General features: G+C 71.9%; 9 protein-coding genes. All 9 read left to right on the top strand.

Annotation, left to right across the window (positions count from 1 at the left end):
• Positions 1–10 precede the first annotated feature (10 nt).
• The 9 genes from ABD346_RS31545 (at position 11) to ABD346_RS31585 (ending at position 9,940) form a co-directional block, all read left to right on the top strand.
• On the top strand, positions 11–1,951 hold the full coding sequence (locus tag ABD346_RS31545; protein WP_344379503.1) for a condensation domain-containing protein: 1,941 nt from the start codon (positions 11–13) through the stop codon (positions 1,949–1,951).
• Complete coding sequence (locus ABD346_RS31550; protein WP_344379504.1) at positions 1,948–3,195, top strand: aminotransferase class I/II-fold pyridoxal phosphate-dependent enzyme; 1,248 nt, start codon at positions 1,948–1,950, stop codon at positions 3,193–3,195. The genes ABD346_RS31545 and ABD346_RS31550 overlap by 4 nt, the downstream gene beginning before the upstream one ends.
• Before the next feature lies 1 nt (position 3,196).
• On the top strand, positions 3,197–3,958 hold the full coding sequence (locus ABD346_RS31555; protein WP_344379505.1) for an SDR family NAD(P)-dependent oxidoreductase: 762 nt from the start codon (positions 3,197–3,199) through the stop codon (positions 3,956–3,958).
• A gap of 120 nt (positions 3,959–4,078) precedes the next feature.
• Positions 4,079–5,335 carry an MFS transporter gene (locus tag ABD346_RS31560; protein ID WP_344379506.1) on the top strand — a complete coding sequence of 419 codons (1,257 nt, stop codon included), beginning with the start codon at positions 4,079–4,081 and terminating at the stop codon, positions 5,333–5,335.
• A 343-nt stretch (positions 5,336–5,678) separates the two neighbouring features.
• Positions 5,679–6,134 (top strand): helix-turn-helix domain-containing protein, encoded by a 456-nt coding sequence (locus tag ABD346_RS31565; protein ID WP_344379507.1) that lies wholly within the window; start codon positions 5,679–5,681, stop codon positions 6,132–6,134.
• 161 nt (positions 6,135–6,295) lie between these two features.
• Complete coding sequence (locus ABD346_RS31570) at positions 6,296–6,823, top strand: M48 family metalloprotease (protein WP_344379508.1); 528 nt, start codon at positions 6,296–6,298, stop codon at positions 6,821–6,823.
• On the top strand, positions 6,820–8,010 hold the full coding sequence (locus tag ABD346_RS31575; RefSeq protein WP_344379509.1) for an MAB_1171c family putative transporter: 1,191 nt from the start codon (positions 6,820–6,822) through the stop codon (positions 8,008–8,010). Before ABD346_RS31570 ends, ABD346_RS31575 begins: the two co-directional genes overlap by 4 nt.
• Complete coding sequence (locus tag ABD346_RS31580; protein ID WP_344379511.1) at positions 8,007–9,194, top strand: cytochrome P450 family protein; 1,188 nt, start codon at positions 8,007–8,009, stop codon at positions 9,192–9,194. Before ABD346_RS31575 ends, ABD346_RS31580 begins: the two co-directional genes overlap by 4 nt.
• 299 nt (positions 9,195–9,493) lie before the next feature.
• Entirely contained in the window at positions 9,494–9,940 is a 447-nt protein-coding gene (locus tag ABD346_RS31585; RefSeq protein WP_344379512.1) for a hypothetical protein, read from the top strand.
• Position 9,941 lies beyond the last annotated feature (1 nt).

A 9,941-nucleotide genomic window follows, 5' to 3' on the forward strand; every position in this document is an offset into this window, starting at 1 on the left:
GGTCCCGGCCGTGCATCACCTTCCGGAACCGAGCCCGAGCCCCGCCAGCGTCACCCGCAGCGGGCCGCTGACCTGGGTCCAGCAGTGGCACTGGTTCGAGCACACCATTCCCGCGCCACGGCGGGTGAACCCGACCCCGCTCGCCGACCACTGCCACGTCCCGCCCCCGGCGACGGTGGCCGACGTTCACAGGGCGCTCGCGTCCCTCACCGCCCGCCACGAGGCGCTGCGCACCACCGTCGACCCGCTCCGCCCGATCCAGCACGTCCACCGCGCGGACTGGGCCCCGCTGCCGGTCGACTGCGTCGATGTCCCCGCCGCCGATGCCGACACCCTGGAGGCCGCCACAGCGGCGCTGGCTGCGCTGCCGATCGATCCCGAGCGAAATCCGCCCTGGCGCGCCCGGGTTCTGCTCGTGGCAGGAGCGCCGCGTGCGGTCCTGGTCGCCGCCCATCACATCGTGATCGACGGATGGGGCCTCGCGGTACTGATCGGCCAACTCCACGATCAACTGCGCGGCGAGCCCGCACCGGCGGAGGCACCCGTGCATCCGCTCGACATGGCCGCCGCCCAGCACCCGGGACACGCCCGCGCGGCGGAGCGCGCATGGCTCACGCGTCTGGCGAGCAACCCGACCGGCGTGCTGGGCCCGTTCGGCGGGACCGAGAAGGGGGTCGGGCGCCACCGCCTCCAGCACCGCTCGGTGGACGCGTACGACGACCTCGACCGTGTCGCCCGGCGTCATCGGGTCAGCCCGGAGGTCGTGATGCTGGCCGCGCTGGCCCACGACGTCGCCACTCGTACCGGCGAACACCGGTTCCTCGCCTCGGTGGTGGTCTCCAACCGGGCCCGGGCCGCTCTGCGCAGCAGCATCGGGGTGCGGGCCCTGACCGTTCCGGTACAGATCGATCTCCGCCCGGGCGCGGCATTCGGCGAAGTGGTCGCCTCGGTCGCCGCCGCCTCGGCCGCGGCCTACCGGCACGGCCAGTGGTGTCCCGCCGAACTGGTCGCCGCCCAGGCCCGCATGGACCGCCGCCGCGGTGTCGTGACCGTACCCACCATCGAGTACAACTGCTATGCGTGGCCGCGCGACTACCTCGTCCCCGCCTACAACTCCCCACCGGACGGGCCCGCCACCTGGATCAGCAGCGCGCCCGATGAGCCCTGCGACACGCTGTACCTCGACCTCAGCCGCGACGCGGGGGTCGTCACCCTCGATGTCACCGTCGGGGACCATCTGCTCGACACCGAGCAGGCCATGGCGTTGCCGGTCCGCTTGTGCGGTCTCCTGCGCGCGGTCGCCGAAGGTGCGGAGTGCCGGGTTCCGGCACACCCGCTCACACCGGCCGCCGCCGGGTGGTGGCGTGCCCCGCAGGGATGGGTGTGCCTGCCCGAGGTCGAAGGCGTGTTGCGCGGCCATCCCGGGGTGCTCGACGTGACGGTGACGCCCAGCGGGGACACGGCGGGGGAAGGCGAGGAACCGCACCTCGTCGTGCACGCCCGCGTCGCCCCGGATGTCACCTCCGACGACCTGCACGGCCATGTCCTGGACCGCCTCGGCGAAGTGCCCGGTCTCGTGGCACCACGCCGATACGTCCTGTCCCCGGCCGGCCTCGAATCCGGCCGCTCCCCCACCGCCACCGGCGGCGCGGGAACCCCGTCGCGTCCGCACCTCACGGGCCCCGAACGGGCCCTGGCCGCCGCCGTGGCCGCTGTCGGACCCGGCGGCGGCTCCTTCGACAGCCTTGCCGCCGTGGACATGAACCGCTGCCTCGCCGACCACGGAGTCACCCTGGTCGCCGTCCCCCGTCTACTGGCGCTGCTCCACCAGTCCGGCTTCACCGGGATCGCGTCGGACGAGCTGGCGGGAACGGCCTCGCTCGGCCGCCTTGCCGCAGCTCTGGAGCCCTTACCGCCCCGCGCCCCTCGTGGAGGAGAAACCTCACCATGACCGCGTCCCACGCCCCGGCACAGTCCGTGGACCGTCTGGCCCCCTGGGCCTTCGCCGCTTTCGTCGAGGCGAACACCCACGAGACGGCATACCGCCCGCCCGTGGTGGACGGTCCGGTCGGCCCGACCATCGTCCGCAACGGCCGCGAGCTGGTGAACTTCGCCAGCATCAGCTTCCTCGATCTGGAGCGCCACGTCCCGGTACGACGCCATTTCGCCGAGGGGGCGCTCGCGCACGGCCTGAGCACCAGCGGGTCCAGGATGACCCAGGGGATCTGCCGCCCGCACCAGGTTCTTGAGGAGACGATCGCCCGCCACACCGGCAAGGAGCGGGCCATCAGCTTCGCCACGGGGCTGTTGGCCAACATCGGGTTCGTGCACGCCATGAGCAGTTCCGCGCACTTCGACGCCGGGATCGAGGTGCGCAATCACGACACCGTTTTCGTCGTCGACCGTGACGTCCACTGGAGTATCTGGAAGGGCCTGGAGGGACTTGGCTACGGCCGCAGGGTCCACGCGTTCCGGCACAACGACGTCTCCGACCTGGCACGCGTCCTGAACCGGGTCCGGACCCGCAAGACCGTGGTGATCGCCGAGAGCATCTATTCGGCCGACGGCACCATGGGGCCGATCGTGGAGATCCTCGACGAGTGCGACCGGCACGGCGCCATCAGCATGATCGACGACGCGAACGGCTTCATGGTGTACGGGCCAGAGAACCGTCCGTACGCCCGCGAGGCGGCGGCGATCCGGGAGCGGGCCGACTTCGTCATGGTGTCCCTCTCGAAGGCCATCGGTCTGGAAGGCGGCGCGATCGCCGGTCCCGCGGAGGCCATCGACGCCTTCGAACTGCTCTCCGGCACCTCGATGTTCACGGCCGCCATCCAGCCCCCCACCGCTTACGCCGCCACGCACACGATCGACGCCCTCGCCGACAATCCGGGGATCGTCGACGACTACTTGGCGCATGCCGCCCGCCTTCGCCGGCAGATGCACGAGGTCAACACGCCCACGACGCCGACCGATTCATACATGCTCTCGGTGCCGATCGGGAACGACGCCGCCGCCCTGCAGATGCGGGAGTGGTTCGTCGAGGACGGCTACCTCGTGCCCGTCTTCTCCTACCCGGCGGTCGCACGCAACCAGGCCCTGCTGCGCTTGTTCCCGCACGCGGGCCACACCGAGGAGCAGGTGGAGGGTTTCCTGCGCACCCTCCTCACCTACCGACGACGCCTCGGGCTCTGACATGGGCGTACTCGATCGCTTCCGGCTCGACGGTCGCGTCGCCGTGGTCACCGGCGCCTCCTCCGGGCTTGGCATCGCCTTCGCCACCGCGCTGGCCGAGGCCGGCGCCGATGTCGTGCTCGGGGCGCGGCGCGTCGAGAGGCTGGAGGCTGTGCGCACGGCCGTCGAGAAACTCGGGCGCCGGGCCCTCGCCGTGCGGACCGACGTCGCCGAGCCTGAGGACTGCCGCGCGCTGGTCGACGCGGCGGTGCGGGCATGCGGGCGTGTGGACATTCTCGTCAACAACGCCGGGATCAGCAGTGAACACCCCGCGACGGAGGAGACACCGGAGCAGTTCCGCGAGGTCGTCGACATCAATCTCAACGGCTCCTACTGGATGGCCCAGGCAGCGGGGGCGGTGATGGCGCCCGGCAGCGCCATCGTCAATGTGTCGAGCGTCCTCGCGCTGGTCACGGGCGGTCTGCCGCAGGCCGCCTACTCGGCCTCGAAGGCCGGGATCCTCGGGCTCACCCGCGATCTCGCCCAGCAGTGGACGCCCGGCAAGGGCATCCGTGTGAACGCCCTCGCGCCGGGCCTCTTCACCTCGCCGATGACCGACGGATACGCCGAGGGCTACGTCGAGGCGATGATGCCGCGGGTGCTCTCGGGCCGCGTCGGGCAGCCCGAGGAACTCGCTGCGGCTCTGGTCTTCCTCGTCTCCGACGCGGCGTCCTATGTCACCGGAACCACCCTGGTGGTCGATGGGGGCACGCACATCGCCTAGGGACACGCAGGCTCTGCGAGCGGATGGGTTCATGTTGTTGATCAGTGCGCGCTGCGGTCAGGTCCGTCTCGGCGCAACCGGGCGCCACCACATCGCGGGTGGCGGCCCGGGGAGGCGGCCATGACGACGGAGCCGACCGCCCCTTCCCTTCCGCGCGAACCGCTCGGCAATCCGCACCTGCGCCGCCTGGTCGTGGGCCAAGGGCTGGCTGCCGTGGTGGATGCTCTGTTCCTGGTCTGGCTCACCCTCTTCGTACTCGAGCTGTCGGAACCCGGAATGGCCACAGGCTTCGTCCTGGTGGCGGTGGCGCTGCCGCGGGCGGCGCTCCTGCTTCCTTCGGGAGTGCTGGTCGACCGCCTCGGCGCCGCCCGGGTCGTGGCCGGCGCCGCGTGGCTGCGGGTCGCCGTCCTGCTCGCCCTCTGTGCCGTGGTCACCTTCACCTCGCCATCGGTGACGGCGGTCGCGCTGCTCGCCGGGCTGCTCGGCGCCGCCGACGCCGCATACTTCCCGGCCGCCCTGGCACTGCTGCCCGCCGTCGTGCCGACCGAGAAGCTCCCGCGGGTCAACGCCCTGGTACAGGGTGTGGAGTCGGGGGGCGATCTGGTCGGCCCGGCGGTGGCCGCCGGAGTCATCGCCGCGGTCGGCTTCGATACGACGCTCGGTGGGATCACGGCGGTGGCAGCGGTGGCCGCCCTCGCCCTGAGCACGCTCATCCGCGTGGTCCGACGCGGCGAAGGTGTCAGGGGCGACGCCGGTTCGGACGGCATCGACGAGGAGGAGTCCAGCAGCGTACGTGCCCTTGGCGCGGGCCTGCGATACGCCTGGCAGCAACCGCTGGTGCGAGGGATGCTGGCGGCCATCGGCCTGATCAACATCGCGGTCGTGGGCCCCGTGCTCGTGGGCGGCGCGGTGCTCGCCGATCAACGGCTCGGCGGCGCGGGATCGTTGGGCGTCGTGCTCTCCGGATTCGGTGCCGGCTCACTGGCCGGCTCGCTCATGGCCGGGTGGCGGCCGCCCGCCCGGCGCGGCTGGACCGTGGTCGGCGGGGTCGCGGCGATCGGCGCGGGCATGGCCGGGCTCGCCGCCTCCACGCATGTCGTCGCCGCAACGGCGGTCGTCTCACTCATCGGCCTCGGGTCCGGGTTCCTCGGAGTGGTCGTCGTGGCCACGCTGCAGGAGCAGGTGCCGGAGCGACTCCTCGGCCGTGTGCTCAGCCTCGTCGTTCTGGCCACGGTGGCCTTCGACCCGTTCTCCTACGTAGTCGCCGGCGTCCTGCTCCCGTACGGCACGACGACGCTGTTTCTGGTCTGTGGCAGCGCCGTCCTGGCCTGCGCCGTCCTGGTCGCCGCGAGCCCGGCGGTCCGCTCCCTGCGCTGAGCGCGCCGATCGCCCGGCCGGCTGCCGGGCCTGACTGTCCATCGGGTCGCGGAAACACGTCGCCGGCCCCGCGTAGCCGCGCGCCGGCCGGGATGAACCCGTCCGGCGCGGCGGCCACGGCGCTCCGGGCCGGAGGCCGAGCTCACCCCCGTGCAGCTCGACCTCGCCCCGGCCCGCACCGCCACCACTCCCCCCTCGACACTTCAGTGGTGACGAAGCGTTGGTAACGTACACCAGAGTAAGTATCCGGCGTCAACCAAAGTGTTGCCGGGGCCGGCCCGAGAGGCTTCGAGAAACACTGTGGTGGGCAAAGAGTCGGCATCACACCAAGGAGGTCGTGTACGTGGAGGATGACCAGTCGCCCACCTTCGCCCAGCTCCTGGACCACCTCTTCCGCGAGGTGCACCCGCCTTCCCGGGGGCCCTACACCTACGCGGAGGTCGCCGAGGGAATCCGCCAGGCCGCGACCGGAGAGGGGCGCGGCGTGACGGCGAGCGCCATCCAGCAACTGCGCACCGGCGCCAAGCGGAACCCGACGCGCCACACCATCAAGGCCCTGGCCGACTTCTTCGGCGTACCGGCGGGCTACTTCGTCGACAGCGCGGCGGCCGAACGCACCATGGCGGAGATAGACCTGCTCGCCGCCATGCGCGACAGGGACGTCCGCAAGGTGGCCCTGCGCGCCAACGGGCTGAGTGTCGACAGCCTGAAGATGCTGTCCACCGTGATCGAACAGGCTCGGAAACTCGAAGGGCTCACCACCGAAGACCCCGCGCAGGACCTCGACCTGGACGACTGACCCGCGCACCGGACGGCGGTCCCCCGGCGCCCGCGCCCCGACACGGCACCCCGCCCTCGAAGCGGAGTCACGATCATGTCAACATGGGGCGCGCACACGCGCGTACCGGGATTCCCAGGGTGAGGTGCGCCTCGACCGACCGGCGTCACCAGAGTGAGGACATGGACCTTGAGCAGCTTCGCGCCACGTGTGAGGCGCGCGTCGAGGCGCTTCGGCTCCCGCACCGCTTCAGCACCCGCGACCTCCGCGACGCCGTGGCCGAACAACGCGGACGCCCCATCGTCCTGCGGCCCCTGAGCACCCTGGGCGCCCTGGACGCTCCGTGCGGCATCCGCCTGGAGACCCCGGACGCCGACCTGTTGTTCTACGAGGAGGCCACCTCCCCCCTCCACCAGAACCACATCCTCGCCCACGAGATCAGCCACATCATCTGCGACCACCCCGGCAGCCTGGAGCTGGACCAGGACACCCTGCACGCGATCGGGTTCAACCCCACCCTCGTACAGCGCATGTCCGGCCGGACCAGCTACACCAGCGAGGACGAGCGCGAGGCCGAGGTGATGGCCAGCGTGATCCGCCAACTCATGTACCGGGGACGCGAAAGCCCGTCGAGCCGGCCCGCCAGCGGCGCCGAGAGCTGGGACGCGCTGTTCGCCGAGCCACACAGGAAGAATCGCCACCGGAAATGATCAACATCGTGTTCACGGGCACGGCCGTCGTGCTGCTGTGCTTCGCCGCCTACTGGGTGCGCGGACGCGGCGGGCACCGCCCCACGGGCACCTGGGCGATGGCGGCACTGCTGACCTCGTTCGCCCTCGCCTTCGCCTCCTACGCCCCCGCCGTGGAACGCGCGGTCGAATCGGTGGTCCCCGACGTCGCCCGGCTCCTCAGCAACACCTTCACCCTGACGGCGGCCACCTCGGTCCTCGCCTTCCTCTTCCAGCTCAACCTGGAGCGCGAACGCGCCCGTCGGCAGATCCGACTGCACGTCACCGCCCTCGCGATCTCCGTCGCCGGCATGACCGCGTTCTTCGCCGCCGAACAACTCACCGGACGCAACCCGGTGTTGTACGCCTGCTACGTGCTGATCTACATCTCCTACCTGGGGTACACGGCCAAGGACTTCCTGCTGCAGACCTGGGCCCAGTCCCAGCGCTCCACCCGCCGCAGTCAGCGCTGGGGCCTGCGCACGACCTCGGTCGGCTGCGGCTTCGCCCTCGTCTACGCCGCGTACAAGCTCTTCACCCTGGTCTCCATCGGGCTCGGCCTCGGGCTCGTGCCCGAGAACGCCCGGTGCTCGACACCGCTGAGCCCCTTCCGCTGCACGTTCAGCGTGACCGCGCCCGCCGTCGCCGTCCTGCTCATCACCGTCGGCCTCACCCTCCCCGCCCTGTTGTGGCCGCTCAGCCAACTGCGCCGCCGTCGCTGGGAACGGAACTCGTTCGCCGCACTGGAACCCCTGTGGCGGGAGGTCACCTCGGCGGTGCCCGAGGTCGTGCTCGACCCGGGCAACACCGAGGCCGACGCCCACGACCTCGACTTCCAGCTCCACCGCCGGGTCATCGAGATCAACGACTGCGTGCTGGCCCTGCGCCGGTACCGCCAGGCATCGGTACGGGACGCCGCGGCGGCCGAGGCCGCCCGTCGGGGCACGGCCGGCACCCCCGAGGGCGACGCCGAGGTGGAGGCGGCGGTCATCGCCGCGGCCGTCGACGCGAAGCGCGCCGGACTCCCCCTCGACGGCGACGAGGCCCCGCCCGCGGCCGGAACCCGCTCCCGCAAGGGCGACCTCCCGGCGGAGACCGCGTGGCTGCTGCTCGTGGCGGCCGCCCATATGCGCCGCCCGGCACGCGAGAACGCGGGGGTGGCCTCGTGAGCACCCCGCGGCAGGACCCCCTGCGCGACCCGCGCTTCTTCGCCGACCCCTACCCCACCTACGACCGGCTGCGCGAAGGCTGCCCGGTGCAGCGCATCCCCACCGGCTCCGGCGGACACCAGGCGTACCTGATCACCGGCCACCCCGAGGCCCGCGAGGCGTTCACCGACCCGCGGCTGTCCAAGGACACGGCCCGCTTCTTCGCCGGCCGGCCCTCGAACCGCGACCTGCACCCGGCGATCTCCCGCAACATGCTGGCGAGCGACCCGCCCGCGCACACCCGCCAACGGCGGCTGGCGACGCCCCTGTTCACCACCGGACGCGTCCGGGAACTGCGCCCGTACATCACCCGGGTCGTCGACGGCCTCATGTCCGCGTGGCGGCCGGGCACGGAGGTCGACCTGGTGGCGGACCTGGCGGTACCCCTGCCGGTCACCGTCGTCTGCGAGCTGCTGGGGGTGCCGGAATCCGACCGTGCCACGCTCGCCGGCTGGTCCCACGACCTCTTCGACGCGACCGACAACGGCCGTATCGACGCCGCGTCGCACCGGATCGGCGACTACCTGACCCAGCTCGTCGACACCGCCCGCGCCACCCCCGGCGACGGCCCGCTCCACTCCCTCCTGCGCGACTGCGACGAGGGCGGCCTCGACCGCGACGAGACCGTTTCCCTGGCCGCGCTGCTGCTGGTCGCCGGGCACGAGACCACCACCCACTTCATCGGCAACGCCGTACTGGCCCTGCTCCGGCACCCGGAGGCGTTCGACCGCCTGCGCCGGGACCCGGACCTGATCCCCGCCGCCCTGGACGAACTGCTCCGCTACGACTCCCCGGTGAGCGTGGCCACCTTCCGCCACAGCACTGAGGACCTGAGCATCTGCGGGGTCGACATCCCGGCGGGCTTCCCGGTACTCATCGCCCCCGGGGCCGCGAACCGCGATCCGGCGGCGTTCCCCGACCCGCACCGCCTCGACCTCGACCGCGACGCCGGCGGCCACCTTTCCTTCGGCCATGGCATCCACCGCTGCCCCGGCGCCCCCCTGGCCCGCGCCGAGGCGGACATCGCCCTGCGCGCCGTGCTGACCCGCTTCCCGGACATCCACCTGGCCGTCCCCGCCGAATCCCTGACCTGGCGCCGAACCCGCCTCACCCGCGGCCTGACCGCCCTCCCCCTGACCCTCTGACCCCACCCAGGACAGCCCCCACCGAGCGGCGGGGCGCCGTACAGGCAACCGCCGTCCGCCCATCATTTTCGGCCACATCCGTCCCACTGGCCCCAACTGCCTTACATCTGAGGCAAGTTGTGTCCTGCACCTCTACAATCGACGGCAACATCACGACGGCACGAGGTCGTGGTGCGTCAACCGATGTCGACGAACGTCAGTGAACGGCAGCCCACCACAGAGCCGGCCCACGGCTCGGCGGGGTGGGTCACGGGTACGAGTGCGGGGCGCGTACAGGTACGGGGAACGGGGGCTCAGGGATGTCGGTTTCCGATGTCGGCGGCGGGGAACTGTTCGGGCTGCCCATGGTCGTGCCGCGGGCGACCGAGTACGCGCGGCTCGGCGTGCCGCCCGAGGCCACCGCCGAGGAGATCCGCGCGGCCGCCGCCCGCTACGACGCCCAACTCCAGGCGCGCGGTGCGAGCCAGGACGAGATCGTCGCCGCGCACGCCGTCAGCCTGGAGAGCGCCGAGGCCCGCGCCACGCACGACGCGCGGTTTCCGCCGCTGCCGCTGCTGCGCCTCGAACCGACCTGGGAGCCCGTCCTCGACGACCGGGACGCCGGGCTCACCGTCCTGCGCCGGGAGATCGAGAATTTTCTGACGGCGGCCGGCGAGAGCGTCCACCACCCCATGGACACCACCCGTACCGACTTCACCAGCGATTTCACCCGCACTCACCTGCTCGATGGCTTCGCCGACGCGTGAG

This window comes from Streptomyces mauvecolor, assembly GCF_039532965.1.
In the GTDB taxonomy this organism is placed as follows: Bacteria; Actinomycetota; Actinomycetes; order Streptomycetales; family Streptomycetaceae; genus Streptomyces; species Streptomyces violascens.